At 37.5% G+C, this 25,195-nt stretch carries 22 protein-coding genes; 11 read left to right on the top strand and 11 right to left on the bottom strand.

What is annotated here, in order from left to right:
* Nucleotides 1–331 precede the first annotated feature (331 nt).
* Nucleotides 332–595 (top strand): hypothetical protein, encoded by a 264-nt coding sequence (locus M0R16_03935; GenBank protein MCK9612034.1) that lies wholly within the window; start codon nucleotides 332–334, stop codon nucleotides 593–595.
* A 65-nt stretch (nucleotides 596–660) separates the two neighbouring features.
* On the opposite strand, the gene rsmG is transcribed toward M0R16_03935, so the two are convergent.
* Nucleotides 661–1,284, bottom strand: coding sequence for a 16S rRNA (guanine(527)-N(7))-methyltransferase RsmG (gene rsmG / locus M0R16_03930; protein MCK9612033.1), 624 nt, complete (start codon nucleotides 1,282–1,284; stop codon nucleotides 661–663).
* 86 nt (nucleotides 1,285–1,370) lie between these two features.
* Between rsmG and M0R16_03925 the strand changes: the two genes are divergently transcribed.
* The gene (locus M0R16_03925; protein ID MCK9612032.1) at nucleotides 1,371–2,417 is read left to right on the top strand and encodes a glucosaminidase domain-containing protein; all 1,047 of its coding nucleotides are present in this window, start codon (nucleotides 1,371–1,373) and stop codon (nucleotides 2,415–2,417) included.
* 48 nt (nucleotides 2,418–2,465) lie between these two features.
* Here the strand turns inward: M0R16_03925 and M0R16_03920 are convergent, their stop codons facing one another.
* From M0R16_03920 to M0R16_03905, 4 genes are all read right to left on the bottom strand, one after another.
* A complete protein-coding gene (locus tag M0R16_03920; GenBank protein MCK9612031.1) occupies nucleotides 2,466–3,230 on the bottom strand; it encodes an energy transducer TonB in 765 nt (254 codons plus the stop codon).
* A gap of 350 nt (nucleotides 3,231–3,580) precedes the next feature.
* Nucleotides 3,581–4,342 carry a class I SAM-dependent methyltransferase gene (locus M0R16_03915; GenBank protein MCK9612030.1) on the bottom strand — a complete coding sequence of 254 codons (762 nt, stop codon included), beginning with the start codon at nucleotides 4,340–4,342 and terminating at the stop codon, nucleotides 3,581–3,583.
* A 33-nt stretch (nucleotides 4,343–4,375) separates the two neighbouring features.
* Complete coding sequence (locus M0R16_03910; GenBank protein ID MCK9612029.1) at nucleotides 4,376–4,993, bottom strand: polysaccharide deacetylase family protein; 618 nt, start codon at nucleotides 4,991–4,993, stop codon at nucleotides 4,376–4,378.
* Nucleotides 4,994–5,013: 20 nt separating this feature from the next.
* A complete protein-coding gene (locus tag M0R16_03905) occupies nucleotides 5,014–8,235 on the bottom strand; it encodes a DUF2723 domain-containing protein (protein ID MCK9612028.1) in 3,222 nt (1,073 codons plus the stop codon).
* A 131-nt stretch (nucleotides 8,236–8,366) separates the two neighbouring features.
* Between M0R16_03905 and M0R16_03900 the strand changes: the two genes are divergently transcribed.
* Together M0R16_03900 and M0R16_03895 are read left to right on the top strand one after the other, a co-directional pair.
* Nucleotides 8,367–10,124: a M20/M25/M40 family metallo-hydrolase gene (locus M0R16_03900; protein ID MCK9612027.1), complete on the top strand. Its 1,758-nt coding sequence runs from the start codon at nucleotides 8,367–8,369 to the stop codon at nucleotides 10,122–10,124.
* An 8-nt stretch (nucleotides 10,125–10,132) separates the two neighbouring features.
* A complete protein-coding gene (locus M0R16_03895; GenBank protein ID MCK9612026.1) occupies nucleotides 10,133–10,969 on the top strand; it encodes a hypothetical protein in 837 nt (278 codons plus the stop codon).
* A gap of 7 nt (nucleotides 10,970–10,976) precedes the next feature.
* Here M0R16_03895 and M0R16_03890 read toward each other — a convergent pair whose 3' ends face one another.
* The 4 genes from M0R16_03890 to M0R16_03875 all read right to left on the bottom strand — a co-directional run bounded on the left by M0R16_03890 (nucleotide 10,977) and on the right by M0R16_03875 (nucleotide 14,786).
* Nucleotides 10,977–12,233 carry an Nramp family divalent metal transporter gene (locus M0R16_03890; GenBank protein MCK9612025.1) on the bottom strand — a complete coding sequence of 419 codons (1,257 nt, stop codon included), beginning with the start codon at nucleotides 12,231–12,233 and terminating at the stop codon, nucleotides 10,977–10,979.
* Entirely contained in the window at nucleotides 12,233–13,033 is an 801-nt protein-coding gene (locus tag M0R16_03885; GenBank protein MCK9612024.1) for a radical SAM protein, read from the bottom strand. The genes M0R16_03890 and M0R16_03885 overlap by 1 nt, the downstream gene beginning before the upstream one ends.
* Nucleotides 13,017–14,192 carry a molybdopterin molybdotransferase MoeA gene (locus M0R16_03880; GenBank protein ID MCK9612023.1) on the bottom strand — a complete coding sequence of 392 codons (1,176 nt, stop codon included), beginning with the start codon at nucleotides 14,190–14,192 and terminating at the stop codon, nucleotides 13,017–13,019. The genes M0R16_03885 and M0R16_03880 overlap by 17 nt, the downstream gene beginning before the upstream one ends.
* 165 nt (nucleotides 14,193–14,357) lie before the next feature.
* Nucleotides 14,358–14,786: an Hsp20/alpha crystallin family protein gene (locus M0R16_03875; protein MCK9612022.1), complete on the bottom strand. Its 429-nt coding sequence runs from the start codon at nucleotides 14,784–14,786 to the stop codon at nucleotides 14,358–14,360.
* 292 nt (nucleotides 14,787–15,078) lie between these two features.
* Here M0R16_03875 and M0R16_03870 point away from each other — a divergent pair, with 292 nt between their 5' ends.
* From M0R16_03870 to M0R16_03840, 7 genes are all read left to right on the top strand, one after another.
* Entirely contained in the window at nucleotides 15,079–16,044 is a 966-nt protein-coding gene (locus M0R16_03870; GenBank protein MCK9612021.1) for a hypothetical protein, read from the top strand.
* Complete coding sequence (locus tag M0R16_03865; GenBank protein ID MCK9612020.1) at nucleotides 16,044–16,664, top strand: PorT family protein; 621 nt, start codon at nucleotides 16,044–16,046, stop codon at nucleotides 16,662–16,664. The genes M0R16_03870 and M0R16_03865 overlap by 1 nt, the downstream gene beginning before the upstream one ends.
* On the top strand, nucleotides 16,661–17,230 hold the full coding sequence (locus M0R16_03860) for a UbiX family flavin prenyltransferase (GenBank protein MCK9612019.1): 570 nt from the start codon (nucleotides 16,661–16,663) through the stop codon (nucleotides 17,228–17,230). The genes M0R16_03865 and M0R16_03860 overlap by 4 nt, the downstream gene beginning before the upstream one ends.
* An 86-nt stretch (nucleotides 17,231–17,316) precedes the next feature.
* Nucleotides 17,317–18,072: an ABC transporter permease gene (locus M0R16_03855; GenBank protein ID MCK9612018.1), complete on the top strand. Its 756-nt coding sequence runs from the start codon at nucleotides 17,317–17,319 to the stop codon at nucleotides 18,070–18,072.
* A 5-nt stretch (nucleotides 18,073–18,077) separates the two neighbouring features.
* Nucleotides 18,078–18,815, top strand: coding sequence for an ATP-binding cassette domain-containing protein (locus tag M0R16_03850; GenBank protein MCK9612017.1), 738 nt, complete (start codon nucleotides 18,078–18,080; stop codon nucleotides 18,813–18,815).
* 113 nt (nucleotides 18,816–18,928) lie between these two features.
* Nucleotides 18,929–21,064 (top strand): glycosyltransferase family 2 protein, encoded by a 2,136-nt coding sequence (locus M0R16_03845; protein ID MCK9612016.1) that lies wholly within the window; start codon nucleotides 18,929–18,931, stop codon nucleotides 21,062–21,064.
* A 24-nt stretch (nucleotides 21,065–21,088) separates the two neighbouring features.
* Nucleotides 21,089–22,615 carry a radical SAM protein gene (locus tag M0R16_03840; GenBank protein MCK9612015.1) on the top strand — a complete coding sequence of 509 codons (1,527 nt, stop codon included), beginning with the start codon at nucleotides 21,089–21,091 and terminating at the stop codon, nucleotides 22,613–22,615.
* An 11-nt stretch (nucleotides 22,616–22,626) separates the two neighbouring features.
* On the opposite strand, the gene M0R16_03835 is transcribed toward M0R16_03840, so the two are convergent.
* A complete protein-coding gene (locus M0R16_03835; protein MCK9612014.1) occupies nucleotides 22,627–24,339 on the bottom strand; it encodes a hypothetical protein in 1,713 nt (570 codons plus the stop codon).
* A gap of 69 nt (nucleotides 24,340–24,408) precedes the next feature.
* Nucleotides 24,409–25,164, bottom strand: a complete 756-nt coding sequence (locus M0R16_03830) for a methyltransferase domain-containing protein (GenBank protein MCK9612013.1) — start codon at nucleotides 25,162–25,164, stop codon at nucleotides 24,409–24,411.
* Nucleotides 25,165–25,195: the final 31 nt, after the last annotated feature.

The following is a 25,195-nucleotide window of genomic DNA, read 5'->3' as shown; positions in this document are numbered from 1 at the left end:
AGTAATATTGAATAGAGATTTTCAGTCAGTTTTGTCAAAATTATATTTATTTTTTTAAAAACTTACCAGTTTCTGAGATTTTTTATTTATGCCATAAAATAATTAATGTGATTTCGTTTTTATACAGATAAGTAAAATGCTTAATAAAATCTTAATTATAATCCATACAGCATATTTAAATTATTTCTAAAGGGATGTTTAAACCATTTGTTGATATTTTTGAAGATAATTTTTTATACAGATGATTTTTTATGGCTCAAATAATCTTATATTTGTATCTGCAATGAAAAAAATTATTTTAAAAATCTGGAGTTATTTGAAAAACTTGTATGTGCTATCAACTTTATTTTTTATTATTTGGATTTTGTTTATTGATAGCGACAGGATTCCCAAACAAATAAAACAACGGGCATATAATGACTCTTTATTGCAACTTAAAAATTTTTATACAGACGGGATTGAAGGAATGAAGACTCTTACAGAAGCGCTTACAAAAGATAAAGAAGCCATGGAAAAATATGGAAGAGAAAATTACCTTATGAAAAAAGATAATGAAGACGTCTTTCTCATAATCCCTCCCGATACAGTCAGGTGATTTTTTTCGAAATAACACAGCCTGTTTTATAGAGATTGTCTATTATGTGTAATGTATTGCTTGGTTTACAAGTTATACAGATAAACTATTTTTTTTGTCAGGAAATATTCTTCAGGAAAATATTGAGATATATCAAACATGAATTTTCCGGCATGTATTTTTTTTATCTCTTTCAGGGCATCATCGCCTTTCAGGTATAAGATGCCATTAGTAATATTATTTGAGCTGTCGGGACTGATATTTTTTTTTGTCAAACTAATAAAGTCTGTCAGATTGGTTACGGCCCGGGAAATAATAAAATCAAAAGTATGATGCACTTCCTCAACTCTTTTTTGTTCGGCAACAACATTGGTAAGCCCTAATGATTTTGTAATCTCGTTTACCACTTTTATTTTCTTTCCTGTTGAATCTATAAGGTAAAAATCTGTCAGGGGAAACATAATGGCAAGTGGTAAGCCCGGAAAACCTCCGCCGGTACCTACATCCATAACGGTGGTTCCCTTATGGAACTGAATCAGCCTTGCAATGCTTAATGAATGCAAAACATGATGCAGATAAAGATTTTGAATATCCTGACGGGAAATGATGTTGATTTTTTCGTTCCATTCATTATATAAAGGCTGTAGTTGCTCAAACTGATGTATTTGGTTGGCGTTGAGTTGTGGAAAATATTTTATTATGAGTTCCATGGCTTTTAACATTTAAGTGTGGAAAATTAGCGAAAACTAACATCAACTCAACAAAAACAATAATTAATTTTGAAAAAATTATTAACGTGAAAAAAACATCCTTTTATATGCTGTTTGTGTTGATGTGTTTTTTTTGTAGCGCACAGCCGGACCCGCTTGTTATACAATATATTGCGAAGTACAAAGGGATTGCAATACAGGAGATGAGGGCATACAGGATTCCTGCAAGCATAACACTCGCCCAAGGCCTGTTGGAATCTGCAAACGGAAAAAGTGAACTTGCTGTAAAAGCTAATAATCATTTCGGTATTAAATGCAAAAGCGACTGGACGGGTCAGAAATATTATTATGATGACGATGAAAAAAATGAATGTTTCAGAAAATACAGCTCCGATAGTGCATCGTATCTTGACCATTCTGTTTTCTTAACAACAAGGCAGAATTACGCTTTTTTATTTCAGTATTCCCCTATGGATTACAAAGCCTGGGCTTATGGACTTAAAAAAGCCGGTTATGCTACGAATCCCAAATATGCAGAACTGCTGATTAAAATTATTCAGGAAAACAGATTGTCATATTATGATTCTGTTGCTTTTAATATTGATATCTCAATGAATAAAACTGATGTTCAGCTAGAAAAGAAGATTTCATCGGAACAGGCCACAATAATTTTAAAAGACTCCACTAATAAAACTTCGGATCATAAACAAGCACTTCAGCATCCCATTGAGTCAAATATAAAAAATGAAAACGATTTTCCGGAAATAATTATAGGTGAATGCTCAAGGAAAGTCTATACTAATAACGGGGTAAATTATATCATCGCAAGAAAATATGATACTTATTATCTTATTGCAAAGGATTTTGATTTGGAAGCTTATGATGTTAGGAAGTACAATGATGCCACACAAAAAAATGCTGTAAGAGAAGGGGATATAATTTATATTCAGCCCAAAAAGAAAAGAAATAATATTGAATTTCATACTGCACTGCAGGGAGAAACCATGCGTGACATTTCTCAAAAATATGCCATCCAACTCAGTTCCTTATTGAAAAAAAACCACATGGCTGTCAATCAGGAGCCTGTTCATTTGCAGAAAATATGGCTAAAGAATAATAAGCCTGAAAATTAAAAAACTTTAACAAAATCTTTTGCCTTTATTCAGAAAGCTTGAAATTATTTACTTGAGGGTGAATAATACAGGCATGTTGAATTGTACCCGGACTTCTTTGCCGTTTTGTCTGCCGGGGGTCCATTTGGGCATCATGTTTACAACGCGTGAGGCTTCTTCGTCACACCCTCCTCCAATGCCCCTCAAAATATTAACTCCGGTAACGGTGCCATCTTTTTCAATAATAAAAGTCAGATATACAGGCCCCTGTATGCCCATTTCTTTGGCAATATCAGGGTAATGCATGTTTCCTGTTAGAAACTTGATTCGTTCTTTTTCGCCTCCCGGAAACTCAGGCATTTCTTCAACGATAGTATGTATTTTCAAAGCCTCGCCTTCATCAATTATAGTTCTGGTTTTAATAGTGTCGCTAATTTCAATTTCGCCGGTTTCACCGAGATTTTCATTTTGAGCGTTTTCAATAAGTTCTGCCAGGTCATCCGTTACTTCATCAGGGTTGGCAACAATCACCGGTGGCCGAAAAGCTGTGATTTTGGGCAATTCTTTCGGAAGTTCAGGAAGTTTTATTTCGGGTATTTCCTTGGGGGGATTTATAATTACACCTTCAATGGACCTGTCATCCTTAATGGGGACTTCTGTTTTGAATAAACCAGCTATCAAGGGTATAGATATTCCCGATAAGAAAATTACTACTGCAATAATTATTGCAGATATCATATTTTTGTTGTAATTTTTACGGAGAACATAGGCACCGTAATCCTTATTTCTGTTTTCGAAGATGATATCTTCTAAATTGACATTTTTTGTTTTCATGGTTTTATTTTTTATGGTTTAACTTTTAGTGCTTTTAATACAATATTATAATAAAGTCATACCTGAAAAGGCCTGAAAACAGTAATACTGCCGATTCGGGCAGTTAAAGGAGCACTAAAAACAGTAAAAGGAATTTGATTTTTTATCGGGATTACCCCTGCTACTTTGTGTGCAGGACAGGCAGATTCAACACACGATATAACACACTATTCAATAGTTCACTACGTTTCTATTACGCAATCTGGAATTAAGGAAAAATCTGCTTAATGGGGTTTTGAAATTTCGGCACCATTTATAGTTGTCATAAACAATATTAAAACTCAAGAATGCAAGTATCCTTTAAGCAGGTTTTATTTTTGCGCAATAACAAAAAAATCCAGACAATTCTCATCAGCTTTGCTGATATAATAATCGGATGTTTGTACTTTGTTTACGAGTGAAGTATTATTTTTCATGAGCTTATTACGGTTCATTCTGTTGGCTAAATCGTAAGGAATTTGCAACATCCAGCCAGGCAGAATGTATTGTAGCCGTAAGATATCCCAACGGGTGTATTTTTGTACGGAGCGTTTATTTTGTTCGTAATATGCCATAACTTTCTGGTTGCCAAAAACACCGTCAATCTGCACAGAATTGAATTTTTTTAATAAGGTGCTTATTTTTTCAAGAGTATATTCGCGAACATGCCATGGGTTACGTGTGAGGGACATTTTAATATTGGGGGTAGTAAGTATAAGCTTTCCTCCGGGTTTTAACACCCTTTTTATCTCATCCAGAAACAAAGTGTCTTTTTTTATGTGTTCAATAACCTGAAAACAGACCGCCATATCAAAGCTGTCATTATCTAAGCCTAACAGGGGAGGAACATTCATCTGCAAAAACTTGACATTGGGAAACCCCAACTCCAGGGGAGTTTTGTGTTTGTCCACAGCGACATAGGTTTCGGCTTTCGGTGCAAGTATTTTAAGTCCATAGCCTTCACCGCTGCCGATTTCAAGAACATTTCCCGAAATGTGTTTTTCAGCTTCATAATATGCAATAAGATGCCGGTGATGTATTACATTGTCTTCGGGTAATATTCCGGAATTACGTTCCGCAGTTTTAATACTCATTGTCCTAATTAGTTGAAAATAAATAAAGATAGTTTAGTAAGAAATGGCTTTAAAATTATAATTTTTTTCTTTAAAATATTCCAAAAATCGGGGAAGCGCATATTCTAAATTTCTTTTAGCTTTTTTGTTGTCATGAAACACAACAATTGAACCCTTTCGGGTGTTTTTGATTGCATTTTTCAGGCAGGCTTCCCCGGAGTTTTTATTGTCAAAATCGCCAGTCATGGCTGTCCAAAAGATAATTTTGTTTTTCTGGCGGATGTAGTGATATTGTTTTCTTGTTATTTTACCATAAGGAGGTCGAAATAAATCTGAATGAATTAATGCTGAACATTTTTCAATGTCACAAATATAATCATCTAAAGGGGTATCCCATCCATTCAGGTGGCTGTTGGTATGGTTTCCCGCAGTGTGGCCTCTTTTTAAAATTTCACAGTAAGTCTTCGGCTGTTTTGAAACTTTTTCTCCGATGCAGAAAAATGTTGCTTTGGCTTCGTACTCATCGAGTATTTTTAAAATATCAGGTGTGGTTTCTGAATCAGGACCATCGTCAAATGTCAGGAATAAATCTTTTTCATTAGTTTCAACAAGCCATAAAGCATCTGGAGCATAAAGTTTTTTTAGAGGTAGAGGAATCCTGTTGAAATACATCCTGAAGCGATTAGATTTAATTAATCTTTGAACTTATTATAAGTTTTACTCATATTATCAGACAATTCCTTTTGGTTGTATGTTTGTGTCAACAAAATAAGTTTTTCAATAAGTGTGAGGGCATCGGCTTTTTCAGAGCCTAAGTATGCGGCATCAATTCCCCTGAATTTATCGAAATATTCCAGCTTTTGTGTGTTGTCATAAAACAACTTCTCAGTAATATTTTTCGCTTTTTGTGTCTCTCCGCATTGAAAATATACTGTGGCAATTGGTATCAGATATTCGTCGTATGGAATATTAAAGTCTGGAATCACTTCAATGCATTTATCACAAACCAAAATGGCTTTTTCTGTCTGAGCTTCTGATACCAGTGTTTGTGCAAGTCGTGAAAAAAGGTTTCTCAATGTTTTTGCCATCCTGATGTTTACTTCATCCATGTATATTCCCGGCTTATCCATATTACCCCATTGAAATTTATTCATCAGGTTGTCATACAAAATTTCAGAGTTTACTATCCCTGTTTGCATGTCTGATGAATGGCACGGAAAGGGCATCAGGCGGTATGCCAACCCTTCGAGTTGAAGATAGTTGTTCAGAAACTGATAAGAGTCATCCCCGGCCGTTACTGCAAAATAAACAGGGCGTTTCCATTGGGTATTGGCAATGATGTCAAGAGCAATCAGGCTGTTTTTTTGTATGCCGTAATCATCAAAAACCCATGTAATTTGTGGTTTCAAAGAATCCCGGAATGATTCGGGCACTATTCCTTTGCTGACAACATAAGCGCTGTCAACAGCAAGAGCAAACCTGTTTGTTGGGATGAAGTTATAATTTCCTTTGATGGTGCTTAGCATATTTTCTTCATTATCACTGGCAGCATAATTAATCAGTTTGCTGACATCATAATATGTATTGCTGTCTTCAATAGCTCCGGTGTTATAAATTAAAACAAAATCCCTCTTAGATGCCATGTATTTATCATTTCTCAGCGATATTGGCAGGGGTTCCGAATCATAAACTTTTCGTTTCATCTGGTTGATATACCAGTCCATATTAAGCAGATTCAGGTTAACCACACGAACATCGGTTCGTATTCCTTCCACTTCCTGAACATACCATAGTGGAAAAGTATCGTTATCTCCGAGCGTAAATAAAATTGCATTTGGTTTGCAACTGTTTAAATAATTCGCTGCGATGTCTCGTGCAGTGGTTCTTCCGGAACGGTCATGGTCATCCCATCCGTTATACAGCATAATGAATGGAACTGCAAGAAAGCAAATCATGCTTGCCAAAAGCGGAGGAAGAAGAGGAGCGATTTTTTTTCTGAACTTGCAAATTAGATTTCTAATACTAATAACGCCAATACCTATCCAAATGGAAAAAGCATAAAACGACGCTGCATAGGCATAATCCCTTTCGCGGGGCTGGTAAGGAACAGGGTTCAAGTACACATTGATGGCAAGCCCGGTAAAAACAAACAGGAGGGAAACAATGATAAATCCGCGCAGGTTTTTGTTAAGTTGGATGAAAAATCCTAATAAGCCGAGAAGCAACGGTAAGAAAAAGAAATAATTTCTCCCTTTGTTGTTTTGAAAAACATCAGGAAGGTTTTTCTGCGGGCCCAGACGGAATTTATCAATAAACCCGATTCCCGACATCCAGTTTCCGTTTAGAATGCCATGACCCTGATTGTCATCCTGTCTGCCGGCAAAATTCCACATAAAATATCTCAGGTACATATGACCAATCTGATAGGAAAAGAAAAACCTCATGTTCTCAATAAATGTAGGCTTATTAATTATTTCTGTATTTCCGTTTCTGTTGGTAACCCTGACAGGGGTTCCTTTTATTTCTCCCCATGACCTGTACCCGGTAGCATGTAAGTTTGAGCGCTTGCTCCACATACGTGGAAAAAAAGTATAAAACCTTGAATCATAGTTTTCAATGGATTTTTTGCGGTCGTCAATGACGACATATTTTTTAAGTGTGTCATTACGAGCATAAAGCGGGTTGCCGTCAATATAAGGTTCTTTGCTGTCAAGAGGAGCATTGAAGTATGGGCCGTACCATACAGGCCAGTCCCCGTATTGCTCACGGTTGAGGTATCCTAGTAGGCTGATAGCATCACCGGGTGCATTTTCATTAATGGGTGTGTTGGCATTGGAGCGAATGACAAGTGCCATAAAACTGGAGTAGCCTATTATTATGAAAATTATGCTGAGAAGTACTGTTTTTAGCATTTCTTTTTTCTGCCTTCCGAAATAAATTAAGGCTGTGATGCCAGCAAGTATCAGTATCCTCAAAATAATATCCACAAACCCCTTACCTGAATACAAAACAAGAAATGCCAGAAAAGCGTAGAAAATAAAAAATAAAACAGGATAGATTGTTTTTTCTTTTTCAGTGTAAAGCAGGCCTGTAACTGACAAGAGAGTAATTAATATGGCGAAAATAATTGTGCCTGAGTTAAAAGGCAACCCAAAAGTGTTGACGAATAACAGTTCTGTTTTTGCAAACAATGTTACAAGCTGCGGAATGATGCCATACATGATGGAGGCAATTATTGCCAGGGATATTACAAAAGCCAAGAATGCACCTTTTTTACTTTGTTTAAATTTTTTGAAATAAACAACCATGGTGATTGCCGGTATCGCAAGCAGGTTGAGCAAGTGAACCCCTATAGACAAACCCACCATAAAGGCAATCAGCACTAACCATCGGTATGAACCCTGCTCATCGGCAACAGCTTCCCATTTTAGTATTGCCCAAAAAACAAAAGCAGTAAAAAAAGAAGACATGGCATATACTTCGCCTTCAGCGGCTGAGAACCAGAAAGAATCGGAAAATGTATATGCAAGTGCTCCTACCATGCCGCAACCAAATACAAGAAGCATTTCAGACTGAGACAACACATTATTTTTGGTAATAATTTTTTTTGAAAGTGCTGTAATTGACCAGAACAAAAACAGTATTGTAAGTCCGCTCATCAGTGCCGACATGGTATTAATCATTCGTGCAACGAGGGTTACATCACCGAAAGCCAGCATAGAAAACAAACGTCCCATCAACTGAAAAAAAGGTGCGCCGGGAGGATGGCCAACCTGCAGTTTATAAGCCGTTGAAATGTATTCTCCGCAATCCCAATAACTTGCTGTAGGCTCGGAAGTGATGATATAAACAACAGATGCCAGTATGAAGACAGCAAGCCCTAAAATATTGTTGAGAAACTTGTATTGTTTCATGTAATTACTGAATAAAAATGCCTTGCGAAAATACTTAAAAAAAACATAGGTATGATAAAAACAACTTAAGCTAAATAACAAGTGCAGAAGATTTTTTCAAAATGATTAGTTTTGTATCCGAATTGTAAAGCATGAAAAAAATTTATTTAATATACCTTGTTTCATCAGTATGTTTTTTGAACCGGCCTTGCTTCGGGCAGAATGATGTGTGCACTCATCTGCGAATATTATCCTCTGATTCACTTGAGGGCAGAATGCCGGGTACTCCGGGCGCAGATATGGCAGCTGAGTATATCCTTAAATATTTTAAGTCCACCAAACTCGAATTATTAAGAGATAAAGGCTTGCAAACATTTGAGGTGCATACCGGTTTTGAAAACGGAGAGAATAATAAAATGGTGTTTAATGGGGAAGAATTTCTGCTCAACAACGATTTTTTACCTTTCCCATACAGCCATGATACTCTTATAAACACCGGAATTGTGTTTGCCGGGTATGGATTATCTGTAAAATTCGATTCATTGGTATGGGATGATTATTCAGGTAAGGATGTGAAAGGCAAATGGGTAATGGTTCTTCGTGGAAGCCCCGATATGAAAAAACATTTCGACAGGTTTGCTTCTTTCAGCGGAGATCGCTCAAAAATGCTCACTGCAAAAGACCATGGCGCTGCAGGTATTATTTTTGTGAATGGAACAGCTTATATGAAACAGGATGTTTTAATAGGACCGGAAAATGAAATGAACAAAAATAGAAACGGAATTCCAACAATAAGTGTAACCCGTGGTGCTACCAACAGGATTTTAAACACCTCAAAGCTTAGTATTGAAGCTCTGGAAATTTCTGCTGGCAAAGCAGAACTGACAGGCCAAATTGAAATTAAAAAGCAATTATATGTTTCTGTCAATCTGAATGAAAAAAAGATTAAAACATCGAATGTTATTGGGGTATTAAGAAGTACAGTCCCAACAGATGAATATCTTGTTATAGGTGCGCATTACGACCATCTGGGTTTTGGAGGACCGGCTACAAGTTCCCGCAAACCGGATACCACAGCAGTTCATAACGGCGCCGACGATAATGCTTCGGGAGTTGCCTGCATGATGGGTTTAGTGTCATCACTATCGAAAAATAAAAATCTTGAAAAATACAATATAATTTTTATTGCATTTGGTGCCGAAGAAATGGGCTTGCTGGGTTCGGCATGGTTCCTGAAACATTTGCCTGTAGGAAAGAAAAATATCAGGCTGATGCTGAATTTTGACATGGTTGGCAGGCTGGGAACAAATAAAATATTATCTGTGGGTGGTACGGGAACTTTTGCTGATGTGGAAAAAATATTATCGGCCTGCCTTGATACCAACAAAATAAAACTGGCATTCACCAAAGACGGCTACGGGCCTTCCGACCATGCCTCATTCTATAGCGACAGCATTCCTGTACTATATTTTAATACGGGGGTGCATGCCGATTACCATACACCCTTCGATGATTATTCAAAAATAAATTGTGAAGGACTTGAAACAATTTTATCGTTCACAGAAAAGCTTATTTTAGAAATCAATAAAGAGGATTACGATTTGACTTATCGTGAAGCAGGGCTGAAGACAAAAGGTAGTGAACGAAGCAGTTTGAAAGTGACGTTCGGTATTATGCCAGATGTTGCTAACTCTGATATTAAAGGCGTATTGGTTTTGGCTGTGAATCAGGATGGGCCTGCATACCATGCCGGTATCATTAAAGGCGACATAATAACAGCCATTAACGGTAACCCAGTAACAAATATTTATGATTACATGGAACGCCTGAAAATGTTATCTGCAGGACAAGCTGTAAATGTTGACGTGATGCGTAACGGGGAAAAAGAAGTGTTATTGGTTCAACTATAAATTATGATATGGTAAATCAAAGGACAAAAAAAAGACTGAAGATATTATTTATATGGGTTGGGGCTATCCTCATCACATTGCTGGCAGCTTTCTATCAGCGAATAACCGGGCCAACATATCCAAAAAAAGTAAAGACTGATGTGTATGGCCATAAATTTAATTTATCGCTACCTACCAGCTATAGCAGCTCGAAGGATTGTGAAGTGTTTTTGCCGGTGCGTGATGACAATATCAAGGCAAAGCTGGTATATCGTAAGTACCCAACAAATGATAAGTGGGATACCGTTTCATTTATTTATGCCCCTGGGGGTTTGGCGGCAACATTACCAAAACAGTCGGCGGCGGGTAAATTAGAATATTATGTTTTGTTTAAAGCATACGGCAAAACCATTTCTGCAACAAAACAACAGCCGGTAATTATAAGATATAAGGACGATGTGCCTGCCTGGGCGCTTGTTCCACATGTGATTTTGATTTTTCTTGCGATGCTATTGTCAAATACGGCAGGGCTGATGGCTTTTTTTAAGTTTGAGAAAGCACGTTTGTATTCTCTTATCACTTTTATTTTGTTGTTGTTGGGAGGAATGATACTTGGGCCCATCATCCAAAAATATGCTTTTGGTGATTTTTGGACAGGGGTGCCTTTTGGCTGGGATTTAACAGACAACAAAACCCTGATAGCTTTTCTGGCATGGGTGGTTGCTTTGCTGGCCAACAGGAGAAAATTCCGCCCGGGTTATATTATTGCTGCTGCGCTGATAACTCTGATAATCTTTTCCATCCCTCACAGTATGTTTGGTTCGGAACTTAACCATGCAACGGGAACGGTAACGACAGGTAATTGAAAGCACATTAAAAAATACTGTCGTAAAGCAAATATAAATTCAATCCTGAAATTATAGCCGTTATCACAAACAGTACAATTTTCATAAAGACGGTATTTGCGTATTTTCCCATTACTTTCTTTGATGATGTGAGATACACCTGCACGAACAAAGTAAAAGGTAGGGCTATGCTCAGAGCCATCTGCGAATATATCAGTGCCATAAAAGGATTGCTTACCAGCATAATGATAACCAGAGCTACAATCATGGAAATCATTACGCCTAAACGTGAATGGTTATCTTTAATATCGTAGGGTTCCTGGAAGATACCTGAAAAAATACTGCCCCCTGCCATACCGGAAGTTATCCCTGAGGCGATGCCGGAAAAAAGTAAGGCTATTGCAAATATCAAAGCGGCACTGTCGCCCAGTAGAGGTTTCAAAATATTGGCAGCTTGCTGAAGTTCGTCAACAACAATGTTGTTTTTAAAAAAAACAGAGGCGGCCAGCAGTATCATGGCGCTGTTGATGGCCCATCCCACTAACATGGAAAGAAGGGTGTCGGTGAATTCAAATTTAAGTTGCCGCTTTATTATCTTATCATCCTGCAGGTTCCATTGCCTGCTCTGAATAACTTCTGAATGCAGAAAAAGATTGTGAGGCATCACCACTGCGCCCAATACGCTCATAATAATGATTATAGAGTTGTCAGGGATTTTTGGTGTTACCCAGGAAATAGCGGCTGATGACCAGTCAATGTCTACCATATACAATTCATAAATAAAAGAAAGCCCTATGATGGAAACAAAAGTTATTATCCACTTTTCAATTCGTTTGTAAGAATTGCTAAATAATAAAATCAGCACTAAAAATGTAGTGAGCAATGCCCCGGCCTGTATGGGAATACTGAAAAGCATCTTCAAAGCAATGGATGCACCTGTAATTACAGCCAGCGAAGTTGCAACAGAAGCAGCCATGGCAATGGAGAGTACCGGGCGGGAAATCCATTTGGGAGTGTATTTTGTGGCGGCTTCCGAAAGGCATAATCCGCTGGCAATACCAAGGTGGGCAACATTATGTTGAAGCATAATCAGCATTATGGTAGATAGTGCTACCACCCACAATAAAGAATATCCGAACTCCGAGCCGGCGGCGATGTTTGATGCCCAGTTACCCGGGTCAATAAATCCCGCGGTGATGAGCATTCCGGGCCCGATATATTTCAGGATTTCCAACCCGCCGAAACGGGGCTTGTGTTTGCTTTTATCGAAGAGTTTTTTCAGCATCATCCGCCGATTTTATTGAAGCTTCCGTTCTTGCTGAAAGTGCCGCATTCGGGTTTGTATTTTATTGCTTCGCGAAGTGCTTGTGCTGCCCCCAGTTTTCTGACATCAAATTCAATGTCGTTGAAAAGGCAGGGTTTAATTTTTCCGTTGGCTGTCAGTCTTAGACGGTTGCAATGCAGGCAGTCGCCTCCCGAGCCTCCGTTCACGATAGAAAAATGCCCTTTTTCGAGGTTCATAATTTTGATAAAGCGTACTTCCAACCCGGTTTTTTTACAAAAATCTTTAACTCCAATAGCATCAGGTTTTTCTGGAGATTTTTCAACCACACAATTTATTTTTATCGGATGCAACCCTGCTTTTTTAGCGGCTATGATGCCTTTTATTACTTTTCTCAGGTCACCTCCGCGGGTAATTTCTTTGTATTTTTCAGGGTCAACGGTGTCAAGGCTGATATTAATACGTTTTATTCCTGCTCCGGCAATGTCTTTCGCATATTCCTCGAGCAATATGCCGTTAGTGGTCATTGACAGATCGGTGATTGTCGGGATTCTTTTTATCTGTTCTATTAATGATATTATTCCTTTTCTGACAAGTGGTTCGCCTCCCGTGATTCTTACTTTGGTGACTCCCATTTCCGAAGCGACTTTGACAACTTCGGTTATTTCTTCAAAACTCAATATTTCGTTATGGGAAAGAAGGCGCACTCCCTTTTCCGGCATACAATAAAAACACCGGAGGTTACAGCGGTCGGTAACGGAAATTCTAAGATAATTTATATTGCGGTTAAATGAGTCTAACATTAATGATGTCTCCTTTTTTGAGTTTGGTTTGCCCGATTGGAATAAAAACAAATCCTTGTGCAAATGCCAGTGCATGAATATGAGCAGAACCGTGGTAGTCAACTGGTGCTATTGTTCCGTCTGGTTGTATTTGCACCGGTAGCACCGACATGCGGTCGGATGCACGGCGGCTGTATTCAGTGCCAAACTTCATTGGAATGGTTTGCGGTATAAAATCATGCCCCATAATCTTATAAATGAGTGGTTTTACCAGCAATTCAAAAATCATAAAGGTAGCCACCGGATTTCCGGGCAAGCCAAAACAATATTTATTGTTTTTAAATCCGAAAACAGTTGGTTTTCCTGGTTGTACGGCTATGGTGCGAAACAATATATCTATGCCGGCTTTTTCCATCATTTCTGGAACCATATCAAAATCTCCCATGGATACACCTCCCGTAATTAAAAGGATATCATTATTTTGAAGGGCTTCGTTAACCTTACGAAAGGTATCTTCCTTGCTGTCTTTTGCGATACCTGAATAATGAGCAGCAACTCCTGTTTTCTCTAATTGTGCCATAAGCTGCCATGCGTTGCTGTTTCTTATTTGTGATATTCCGGGTATTTCATGGGGTTCCACAAGTTCATCGCCCGTGGTTATAACAGCTACTTTTGGTTTTAAGGAGACTTTGGGCTCAAAACATCCTACAGAGGCAAGAACTGCTATATGCTCAGGCTTTACAAGCAAGCCTTTTGACAAGACTTTGCTGCCTTTATTAACATCTTCTGCTTTATAACAAATATTATTGGGAGTGTCATTTTTTAAAAACCTGATGTGGTTTTCATTTGTTTTTTCAGTATGCTCCACCATGAGAACACAATCGGCACCATCAGGCAACATGGCGCCGGTCATGATTTTTATGCACTGGTTTTCATATACCGTTTTTTTTGGAACATAACCCGCAGCAACTGTTTCAATAACCTCCAGTTCGTTCAGTATATCCTGCCTGCGGCAAGAATAGCCGTCAACAGCAGATTTGTTGAATGGCGGCATGTCCACATCCGAAAAAACGTCTTGTGCCAGTATGCGGCCATAAGCTCTTGTAAGGTTTGTTTTTTCTGAAGCATTTTGCTTTGCCTGATTTAAAACAACCTTAAACGCTTCTTCAAAATGTATCATTTCCTGTATGTTTGAATGCAAAATTACTAAAGCCAGACAAATACGCAAGACAAGAGAGCATTTAAGAGAGAAGTACAGATAAAAATCTAAAAAATAACCCCCTGATTTTTTGATGTTTTTAATCAGGGGGAGGGGTTATGAGTTCTTCAGAGCTCATTTTAGCTTTTAGCCAATTTCAATCTGTCTTTTAAGTTTGGTTTTTTCTTCTTCTTTTTTCGGCAGATTCAGGCATAAAACACCGTTTGTGTATTCAGCCTTTATTTTGTCCGAGTCAATGATTTTGGGAAGAATGAAAGAACGGCTGAAACATCCGTATGAGAATTCCCTGCGGGTGTAGTTTTTGTTGTTTTCTTCTGTTTCTTCCTTTTGTTCCGAAGAAATGGTAAGCACATTGTTTTCAATGTCAATTTTAAAATCTTCTTTTTTCATTCCGGGTGCGGCCATCTCCAGTTCAAATGACTCTTCATTTTCTACAATGTTTGTAGCCGGTGTCAGGCAATGCCTTCTGCTGAGAAAATTGTCGGATTCGTTTTCAAAAAAATTGTTTACCAAATCCGAGAAAAACGGTTCGTTGTTCCATCTGATTAGTTTCATGATTTTTTCCTCCTATTTTTTATGTTTTTATTTATTGTTTATTCTGCTTGCTTTCATTCAAAATTTATGCAATTTTGAATTTAAAATACTTTGAGAAAAATTAAAAATCAGAAAATCAACACTTTATATTTAAAATGGTATATGCGAAAGACGGTCATAATGACAGGTCGTGTAATATTTAATGGGACATTATGACATATTATATTTTTTTATTCTATACTTTTGTTTGCTTTTTTATGTTTAAAAAGTTAAATAATAATTGGTCATTTATTGTATCTTTACAAAAAAAAGTATGAGATATCTCGTTACAATTATATTAATATGTTTTTTTTGTTCAATAACAATAGCGCAAACACAAAAGTTAGATGGCGATACTCTGCTTACTGAAATAGTAGGAAGCATTATCTCCAAAAATAAAAATGAACTTAAGGTTGTTTTTGGTAATCATATAAATTACGTAAGTAAAATAGGAACTAAGGGCGAGTTGCAAAAAAGCTTCGAGACGCAGATGTTTGGGGCTACAGTTAACGGCTGGCTTTCTATTGCTGAGGTTAGTGTAAAGTCAATATCAAAAGATATAGTTACTTTTTATATTACTAAGGAGTTAAGCATAATTACCGAAAACGGAGTTAAAAAGAACCACTTTGTTAAAGGGCAGGAAGTTAAATTTATATCTAAGGAAATTGCGGGAGAAGACATGATTGCATACAACAAAGGCATGGAAGTGGTGGAAACCGATATGGATGAGGCATACTTGCATTTTAAAAAAGCCACATCCATTAACAAGTTATATGATGAAGCATGGAATATGTTGGGGATTATTAAAAACGAAAAAAAAGAATTTGATTCGGCTGTTTATTATTTTAACAAAGCATACCTTCTTGACACAACGAATTTGAATTACATTAATAATCTGACGATGACTCATATTTCATTGCCCAATTATGAACTTTCATACAAATATGCAGAAAAGGGTGTTATTCATGCTTCTGAGGATGCCGAAACGCATTACCTGAGGGCGATTACTTATTTATATTATCTTAGTGGTAAAATTTCCGATATACAGAAGAAACAAATTCTGGATGACCTTGACTTTGCTGTTTCGGTGGATGTTGATGACCCTTATTTTTACAAAGAGCGCATGATGGTTAGGAGTTATTTCCATGATGATGCCGGTGCGTGTGAAGATGCCAAAAAATATCATGAACTTAGTGGCAAAATGGGTGAATCTTTTATTAAACAATACTGTAAAGAGTGATGCGTATTCATTATAAAATAGCGATAATAACTATACTGTTTTCGTATTCATTTTCTGCATTCCCGCAGAAATTTCGCGGAGGCTTTTTTGCCGGCATAGCTGCTTCGCAAATTTCGGGCGACCAACTATCAGGTTTCAATAAAGCAGGATGGTATGCCGGAGGCTTTGTTAATTATGGCTTTACAGAAAAATCTTTTCTGCAGTTCGAATTATCTTATATTTTAAAGGGCAGCAGCAAAAACCAGCATCCTAAAAATAATGATTATATTGTGTATAAGCTTAATCTTCATTATGTGGAAGCAGCATTATTATATAAGTGGCAATTTGTGAAGCGATTTTACCTGGAAGTCGGGCCGGTACTTGGTGTGTTGCTTAAAAGACAATACACCGAAAAGGATGAATACGGCCTGGTAATGGATTCCGAACGCCCTGTATTCAACCAGTTTGATTATTGTGCATTGGCAGGCTTGGGTATAAATATCATCCCACATTTGAAAGCCAATGTGCGTTTTGAAAATTCATTTCTTCCTGTTCGCAAGCCTCAGGTGGGTACGGGCTGGCGCCTTGACCGCTGGCAATACAACAGCACCATTTCTTTATCAGTAATTTATGAAATATGAAGAAGAAAGTTGTGATAGCGGTTACCGGTGCAAGCGGCGCTGTTTATGCAAAGCAATTGATAAAGTGTATTTCAGAAATGAAGGAACAAATTAGCGATTATGGAATAGTGTTTTCTGAAAATGCAAAAGAGGTATGGAAACATGAAATTGGGGATACATTAAAAACGTATTCAACAGAAAAAGTGTATAAGAATAATGATTTTTTTGCACCTTTTGCCTCTGGCTCTGCTAATTATGATGTAATGTTTATATGCCCCTGCAGCATGGGCACACTTGGAAGAATAGCACATGGCTATGCTGACGACTTGATATCAAGGGCTGCCGATGTTATGTTGAAAGAAAACAAGAAACTGATATTACTTGTTCGTGAAATGCCTTACAATTTAGTGCATATTGAAAACTTTAAGATACTGGCTCAGGCGGGAGCTATTATTTGCCCGGCATCACCATCATTTTACTCAAAGCCCCATAGTAAAAATGAGATAATAAATACTGTGGTTGACAAACTTCTTTCGCTTGCCGGTTTTTCGATTACAACTTTTCGCTGGGGTGAAAATATGAAATAATTAACCACAAATTCAGCAGCTATTAATTTAAGGTTTTTGTTATACAAAATACATTATAAATTTTACCTTTGCTCAAAATTTTTTATATGGCGGGTTACCGCAGATATACTGTTTTTTTTCTTATTTATAAGAACCTTCAGTTAAAATACAAGCATTCGCTGCTGGGGTTTGTATGGAGCCTGTTACATCCTTTTATATACCTTCTTATATTTCTAATAATATTTTCAACAGCTTTTCCGGAGATTAAGAATTATCCGTTATATGTTCTTAGCGGAATGGTGTTTTGGATTTATTTTTCCGGAGCTACTAATCAGCTTTGCAATGTGTTTATAAAAAACACACACCTTATCAAGTCGTTCAATTTACCTAAATTAATATATCCGTTAACAGAACTGGGAAGTGAATTTATTAATTTTTTGCTAGCACTGGTGCCTTTCATGGCCATCATGATTTATATGGGCATGCAGTTCACCTGGAATCTCATGTATCTTATTCCGATAGTATTGTTGTTTTCAGTATTTCTTTTTTCTGTGGGACTTATACTTGGCTCATTAAATGTTTTTTTTAGGGATATAGGTATTTTATGGAATACCATAAATCCTGCATTATTCTACATATCTCCCATTGCGTATTCTTATGAAATTATTCCCGAACAATACAGATTTATTGTAAAATATAACCCCCTGTACCATTTTCTTGAAATAGTAAGAGATGTGTTACATAATGGCTGCGCACCCTCCATACATTATCTGAATAATTGCCTTATTATTACTACGGTTGCTATCGTTCTGGCCTTTATTATTTATCGTAAAACAAGAAACGGATTCATTTCAAATATTTAGCTGCTATGGAATATGTTGTAAAGATGAAAGATGTGTCGGTGAGCTATCTGCAGAACAGGAAAGGAGTACATTCCGTTAAGGACTTTATTCTTAAAGCCTCATTATTCAATCCGTTTCAGAAGAACAGGGTTTTACACAATATTGACCTGGAAATATATAAAGGGGATTCCGTTGGTATTTTAGGACCCAATGGTAGCGGAAAAAGCACCCTGATGCGCACTATTGCGGGAATAATCAAGCCCGATAAGGGCTGGGTATATTCGAGGGTACCGGTATCTCCACTTCTTGCTTTGGGTGCAGGTATTGAACTAGAACTTTCGGGCTATGAAAATATCCGTATAGCATTGGCTCTTACAGGCAACTATCAAAAAGACACCCGTAAGGAAATGGTGGATAAAATTTCAGAGTTCGCCGAGCTTACAAAAGAACAGTTGCGTATGCCTGCCAAAATGTATTCCACAGGGATGCTGGCACGGCTTGCCTTCAGCAGTGTGATGATAGCCCAGCCGGAACTGCTGATGATTGACGAAGTGCTTGCCGTGGGTGATAAGGGTTTTCAGAAAAAGTGTATGAACCGCATACACGAAATATTGGATAAAGGTGCCACCTTGCTTTTTGTGTCGCATAGTGTCAACGAAATAAAAGAAATTTGTAAGCGGGGCATTTGCCTTAAAGATGGCAAAATGATTTGCAATGGAACAGCAGAGGAAGCAACGGATATTTATTTAAAAATGTTTAATTAACCGAGTGAGACGTTTTACCGACATTATATCAGACCTTCACTATGGTCCTTCAATTTTTTAATCAGCCTTATCATGAATTTTCATAATTTTGCAAAGCATGAATCAGCGACAAAATGGGTTATAAGAAAGATAAATTAATAGAATCGGACGAATCAGGTAGTAATATATTGTATTCTGCTTATGAACCCAAGGACGATGACAAAGATCATAACTGGGAAAAAAAATACAAAAGAGCCAGAAAAGAGATAGCCGAGCTAAACAAACAGCTTGCCACAGCGCTGAAAAGCATGGACAAGCTTATTAAGCAATTAGCTGAACTGGAGAGCAGCAAACTGGTAAAATTCCGAAAGTACTTTTATTTGTATTTAAACCGCCTGCGTTCGAATGTTAAGAAAGGTGAAAAACGAAATTTTTTTTCCATACTTTACAACTACGTTTTTAAACGTGGAGGCCGTCTGCTAAGGTTATTTCTTACCAGAGTGTTTAAATCGCTTTACCTTATTTTTGAAACACGTAAGGTTGTTATCATTGAGGTCGTTGGTAATTACCTTGCTACCACAAGCCAGTATTCTCAATATTTGCTGAGAAAAAAACTAAACAAAGACATGATAAAGCAGTATAAAAGGCAGTTAACAAACTACAATCAAAAACCTTTGTTCAGCATCATCATGCCGGTATATAATCCCCGTATAGACCTTTTTACCAAAGCCATCGACTCTGTTATCGGACAGATTTATGAGCACTGGGAGCTTTGCATCGCAGATGATAAATCCTCTGACCCTGAAGTGAGGGAAACACTTGAAAAGTATTGCCAAGCTGATGAGCGCATCAAAGTGGTTTATCGCGAAGATAATGGCCATATTTCTCGCGCCTCCAATTCAGCGCTTGAGTTAGCTGTAGGAGAGTATGCCGTATTGATGGACCATGACGACATTTTGCGTGAGGATGCTTTGTATCAGTTGGCTAAAGCAATTAACCTGAAAGACGGTGCCGACCTTATTTATACTGATGAAGATAAAATTGATGAATGGGGAATACATTCCGAGCCGCATTTTAAACCTGATTGGTGCCCCGACAACCTTCTTTCACGCAATTATCTGGGCCATGTTTGTGCATTCAAAACAGCACAGTTACGTGATGTGGGCGGCTGGCGCGTGGGTTTTGAAGGCAGCCAGGATTATGACCTTGTTTTAAGGTACACGGAAATATACAACAAAGTCATTCACATACCTGAAGTGCTTTATCACTGGCGTGTTCACAGCGAAAGCGCTGCTCTGAGTGAAGCCGTGAAACCCTATGCATACCGTGCTGCGCAAAGCGCTCTGTATGAAGCCATGGCAAGGCGGGGAATGGAAGCTACAGTTGATTTCCTTGACAGTTTCAGGGGGTACAGCATCAGGTTTGGTTTGAACAATAAGAACGCAAAAGTCAGCATCATTATTCCATCAAGGAATAAAGCTGATATGCTAAGAAAATGTTTACGTTCCATTGATAAGAAATCTACCTACCGAAATTTTGAGATAATTGTCATTGATAATAACAGCGACGAAAAGGAATTCTTTACCCTGATTAAACAATATACCAAACAGAGCAAAATACCTTTTAAATGCGTTCAGGATAAGGAAGTATTTAATTTTTCGCGGCTTATTAATCTGGGGAGAAAGAATGCGAGTGGGGAATTTATACTCCTGCTCAATAACGATACAGAAGTGATTTCGCCGGATTGGCTGGAAGCCATGATGGAGCATGCACAAAGAAAAGAAATAGGAGTGGTTGGCGCTAAATTATTATACGATAATGATACCATTCAACATGCAGGAGTTATTGTGGGATTAGGCGGCGCAGCAGGGCATGTGCTTGTGGGCGAAGACCGTGACGGCCCCGGCTACTTTAATTATGTGAATATGCTAAACACATATTCTGCAGTTACCGGAGCTTGTTTTATGGTCCGCAAATCCGTGTTTGATGAAGTCGGAGGATTCGATGAGAGTTTCGGCACCGAGTATAATGATGTGGACTTCTGCCTGAAGATCAGGGAAGCAGGATATTACAACCTGTATGTGCCGCATTGTGAACTTTACCATTTTGAATCCATGTCGCGCGGGCACCCGCACAGCACCAGCGAATCCTACAAGAAGCATGTAAAAGAGGTAAACATGTTCAGGAAGAAATGGAAAACATATATTGAACATGACCCCTGCTACAACCCAAATTTATCACTTGGGGTACATAATTTTGGAATGAAATAATTTGCGATTTTACATTACTACTTAATGATAATAAATTTTTTATACTGTATAGATTATCCTGACAAAAACCATCTTACAGAGAAAACAGATAAAATTTCCGGATGGCTGCTTTGTTCCAGAAAGATAAGGAATATTACTTTTGCCGACAAATTAAAAAACAAAGAACTCTCCATAGAATATGGAAGGCATCGCCTTGATGTTGCTGCAGTATTTAAAGATTTTTCTGAGAATGAACATTGCGGTATTTTAATACGTGCGCAAAAAAATTCCATCAACCGGAGTGAAATAATGAAACTTGAAGTTGAAGTTGAAATATCAGAAACCTGTACAAAAAAAATAAAAATAAATATAATCCTTTCCACAAATACGATTCAGGATGTCGATGTAGAAAGCAACAGGGTGCTCACCGAATGGAAATTGAAGATTAACGAAAAAAAATATTTTAAAACACTTAAACAACACCCTTGGATTACAATACGCATGGACATTACCAATAAATGCAACCTCAGATGCATCATGTGCCATTGCAGGGAAAAAGAAATTTATTCAAAACCCGCGCAGAATATCACAGCCGGTGAGTTGAAACAGCAACTGATGGATATAGCACCTTATGTCAGGCACCTTATGCTTTCTTGTGGCTATGAGCCCCTGATGTCAAAACACTTTTCAGAGATAGTGAAGATGATACATGAAGATTTTCCGCACATGGAAATAGGTGTTTGTACTAATGGGATGTTGCTCAGTTCAAAGATAAGAAAAGACATTATCGAAAACCAGGTTACAACAATTTTGTTTTCTCTTGACGGCGTGCAAAAGAGCACTGTTGAAAGAATAAGGGTTGGGGCTAATTTTGAAAGAATTGTAGGCAACATTATGGCATTGCGCGACCTGAAAAGAATTTTCAACAGGACATTTCCCCTGATGTATATGGACTTTGTACTTATGAATTCTAATATACATGAAGCTCCGGCCTTCGTGGGTTTTTGTAAAGAATTAGGGATGGAATTAATTGATTTTCGCCATATGGTTGGAAATACCTATTTCAGTGAACACGAAGAGATGCTCTCCAACCATAAAGAAAAGTTTAACTTTTACCGGAATTTGATTTTACAGGAGTCTGTGAAATACAATATCCCTATCAGAATACCTGATGCTTACGTTGTTCAAGGCGAATACGAACCAGAAACTTTACCGGATATTGACATATTACAACGGAATGAAATTAAGCCTGATGAACAAACAATTGAGGTTTCCAATGTAAAAGAAGTTTATTACACCCATGGAGAAGACAGTGATTTTAAATTTTTAAATAGTGTTTCATGTAACAGGCCTTTCAATGAAATTATGATAAGGGAGCAAAACAAAATAAGGCCGTGCTCTTATTACAGCGAGGAAGTTGGTGTGCTGGATGAAAAAAATACACTGGGCACTATCTTCAGAAATGAAAAATTTACGAAAGCAAGGAGAAAGAAATATTTTTCAATTTTTGACTTTAATTGTATGCATTGTCCCATTAAATCTAACTTATTACCGACAGATATTATCAAATAAATAAATTTACTCTAATAAACTATTTTTGCAAGTTTGTAATTTCCATGAAGCCTGTATGCTTTCGCATTATTTGCATCAAATGCCCAGGCACTTATAGTTACAGTGTCATAAGGCACCATGCCCAGTGAAAATGTTTTTGTCCAGTTGATGCTGTCTCCATTATACAAATCAAGAAGTAATGATTTTCCTTCGTAATTATCGAAACTCAGCAGTACAGCATCGGCGGGCCTTTTGTTGTCAGGCATCATTGCAGTACCATAGGCTTTGAATTCATTGCCTTGCAGCCTTTCAATTTTATCAAGCGAGCCATAAGCAACTTCCCCGCTTTCTTCTCCTTCAATATCCTGTATCACATCTGTTTTAAGCAAAGCCGGCCTTAGATACCCCAAATCATTCAGCAGGTTAGCCCAACACCAAAGCTGACGGGGATTGTAAGGGTAAATTTTATTTTCACATTCCTGATGAGGAAAATGATTGATGAACAGCAACCCAGCTTTGCCATGTTGAATACGTGAATGAAAGATTTTCAGGTCGCTTACGGCGACAGGATAAGTGTCAATCTTTACAGAAATAATATAAACAATAAAGATTGCAAGAAAAATATTTCTATAAATAACAAATCTGGTATTGATTTTATTGTGCCTGATGATTAGGGCAAGAAGAAATATACCGGCCACAATAAGATATAATGTGTAAGAAGTATATCGTGATGATAACGACTGGTACAATCCAAAACCCAGGCGCCCAATAGTTACAAGTCCGGCGCTAACCAGTGAGTATGTTGCCAGCATTAACCATACTATTGAATTTTGAATTAATAGTTTGTCTTTGCGGTGATAGAATAGGTAAGTCAGAATCAGAATGAAAATGAAGCATACAACTCCTCCAACCGCCGTGATGTGTTGCAGGGAGTGTACGATACGTATTGGGTTGCCCAGCAATGCAAAATAATACCTTATTGCATCTATTGGGTGCTCAAAAATGCTGTATGTGCTGGGATAATCAGGAGGGTTTTTGTAATCAAAAAAATAAAAAAACAGCGTAAGTGCAATTCCCATTAACCAGATGAGAACAACAGGCCATTTTCTGAAAAAACTTTTTTTGGGGCTACGTATTAGTAAAACAGGAAATGTCAGGAGCCAGCAAAGAAACCCATTGGGCGTTGAGTAAGAACTGATTAATGACAACAGTATGCAAACTATAAGTGCAACGTATTTGTTTGTTTTGGTAAGTGCTAAAAGTAGGCAACTGCTGATGCATGCCATGGGCAACAAGTACTGTATCTGTACTCCGAACAACCAATTTTCATATTGCATAGGAGAGAAGATGAACAAGTTGGCGATGAAAAATAAAACCCAATTTATCCATTTATTTCCTTTCAGGGTAAAAAATGATAGCCGGAGAATGTTATATGAAGTCAGGCAGGCAAGCAGGAAAACCACGAGCATTTCATATTTAACATTCCAGTCGGTAAGCAGGCCGAGACCCAGAAAGATAATGTTGGGAAAAAACTGCCTGTATTCATTTTGCAGGCGGAATAACTCTTCAAATGTCAGGGTGCCATCAAAATAATGGACAAAAAACTCAGCATAGTTCCATTGGTCGTTATAAGGGACATCTACGCCGTATTTTAGAATGAAATAGAGGATTAAGCCGGCAGAAAAAACCGATAACGCCAATGAAAATATTGGAATCAGTATTAATAATTTTTCTTTTTTAACCATCTTAATCAATACTGTAAAATTATTTATAAAAGCGAAAAAACAATAATTTTTTATAATTAGGGATGATAATTATTTATCAATAACTGACTTTTTTGCCAGCACTATTACTGACAAACCAAAGGGCAAAGACATATGCTTTAGTAGAAACTTCTCAAAGCGCATTATGGTGAGAAAAAATTTATTGATATACTTTCCAGGCATTTTTACCTCATTATGTTCAGCGTTTTTTGATTTGAAAACCTTATCAGACCATCTTTTTAACACAGCTACAGGAAAAAGCAGGCATACGCAATAAGAAATTTTAATGATTTCAAAACCGTTTTCTACTAAAAGTTTTTTCACTTCTTTTTTACAGTAACGTTTGTTCTGATGCACCACATCGTCATGCTTTCCGAGCAGAAAACGGTATGCCGGAACGCTGAGCAGCAAATTCCCATCTTCACTTAACCAATTGTAAAAATTGGGAACAGCTAGTTTGTCATCAACATCTTTACTGCATATCACATCAAAAGATGTAATTAAATTCAGCGAATTATGCGAAGCATCATAAGAATTCAAATCGGCCTGCATGACGTTGTTCACCCCTCTGCTTTTTGCCAGTGAAACAGCTTGCGGATGGTAATCAATACCTGTATAGTTTACTTGAGCTTGTGAAGTCAATCGTTGCAGCCATTTTCCTGTGCCGCAGCCCGCATCCAGAACCTTAATGTTTTCTTTTAAAAGTTGATGTTTTTTTAGTAATTCAATAAAAATCTCATGATTACCTACGTACCACCAGTGGCGGTCTTCGGCATCGAACATGTACTTGTATTGGTTTGGTTCCACGTGGGTTTTCTTTTATAGTTAAGGGTGTTGA

The sequence above is a fragment of the Bacteroidales bacterium genome (assembly GCA_023228145.1).
Classification (GTDB): domain Bacteria; phylum Bacteroidota; class Bacteroidia; order Bacteroidales; family CAIWKO01; genus CAIWKO01.
Note: the sequence above shows the minus strand (reverse complement) of the source record. Positions and strands in the feature narration are given on the sequence as shown.

Bases quoted from the DNA above. Each gene is read 5' to 3' on its own strand.
- M0R16_03905 (MCK9612028.1), bottom strand. From the start codon at position 8,235: ATGAAACAATACAAGTTTCTCAACAATATTTTAGGGCTTGCTGTCTTC.
- rsmG (MCK9612033.1), bottom strand. From the start codon at position 1,284: ATGGAACTCATAATAAAATATTTTCCACAACTCAACGCCAACCAAATA.
- M0R16_03840 (MCK9612015.1), top strand. From the start codon at position 21,089: ATGATAATAAATTTTTTATACTGTATAGATTATCCTGACAAAAACCAT.
- M0R16_03865 (MCK9612020.1), top strand. From the start codon at position 16,044: ATGCGTATTCATTATAAAATAGCGATAATAACTATACTGTTTTCGTAT.
- M0R16_03875 (MCK9612022.1), bottom strand. From the start codon at position 14,786: ATGAAACTAATCAGATGGAACAACGAACCGTTTTTCTCGGATTTGGTA.
- M0R16_03890 (MCK9612025.1), bottom strand. From the start codon at position 12,233: ATGCTGAAAAAACTCTTCGATAAAAGCAAACACAAGCCCCGTTTCGGC.
- M0R16_03885 (MCK9612024.1), bottom strand. From the start codon at position 13,033: ATGTTAGACTCATTTAACCGCAATATAAATTATCTTAGAATTTCCGTT.
- M0R16_03895 (MCK9612026.1), top strand. From the start codon at position 10,133: ATGGTAAATCAAAGGACAAAAAAAAGACTGAAGATATTATTTATATGG.
- M0R16_03915 (MCK9612030.1), bottom strand. From the start codon at position 4,342: ATGAGTATTAAAACTGCGGAACGTAATTCCGGAATATTACCCGAAGAC.
- M0R16_03835 (MCK9612014.1), bottom strand. From the start codon at position 24,339: ATGGTTAAAAAAGAAAAATTATTAATACTGATTCCAATATTTTCATTG.
- M0R16_03910 (MCK9612029.1), bottom strand. From the start codon at position 4,993: ATGTATTTCAACAGGATTCCTCTACCTCTAAAAAAACTTTATGCTCCA.
- M0R16_03870 (MCK9612021.1), top strand. From the start codon at position 15,079: ATGAGATATCTCGTTACAATTATATTAATATGTTTTTTTTGTTCAATA.
- M0R16_03900 (MCK9612027.1), top strand. From the start codon at position 8,367: ATGAAAAAAATTTATTTAATATACCTTGTTTCATCAGTATGTTTTTTG.
- M0R16_03860 (MCK9612019.1), top strand. From the start codon at position 16,661: ATGAAGAAGAAAGTTGTGATAGCGGTTACCGGTGCAAGCGGCGCTGTT.
- M0R16_03920 (MCK9612031.1), bottom strand. From the start codon at position 3,230: ATGAAAACAAAAAATGTCAATTTAGAAGATATCATCTTCGAAAACAGA.
- M0R16_03850 (MCK9612017.1), top strand. From the start codon at position 18,078: ATGGAATATGTTGTAAAGATGAAAGATGTGTCGGTGAGCTATCTGCAG.
- M0R16_03855 (MCK9612018.1), top strand. From the start codon at position 17,317: ATGGCGGGTTACCGCAGATATACTGTTTTTTTTCTTATTTATAAGAAC.
- M0R16_03880 (MCK9612023.1), bottom strand. From the start codon at position 14,192: ATGATACATTTTGAAGAAGCGTTTAAGGTTGTTTTAAATCAGGCAAAG.
- M0R16_03845 (MCK9612016.1), top strand. From the start codon at position 18,929: ATGGGTTATAAGAAAGATAAATTAATAGAATCGGACGAATCAGGTAGT.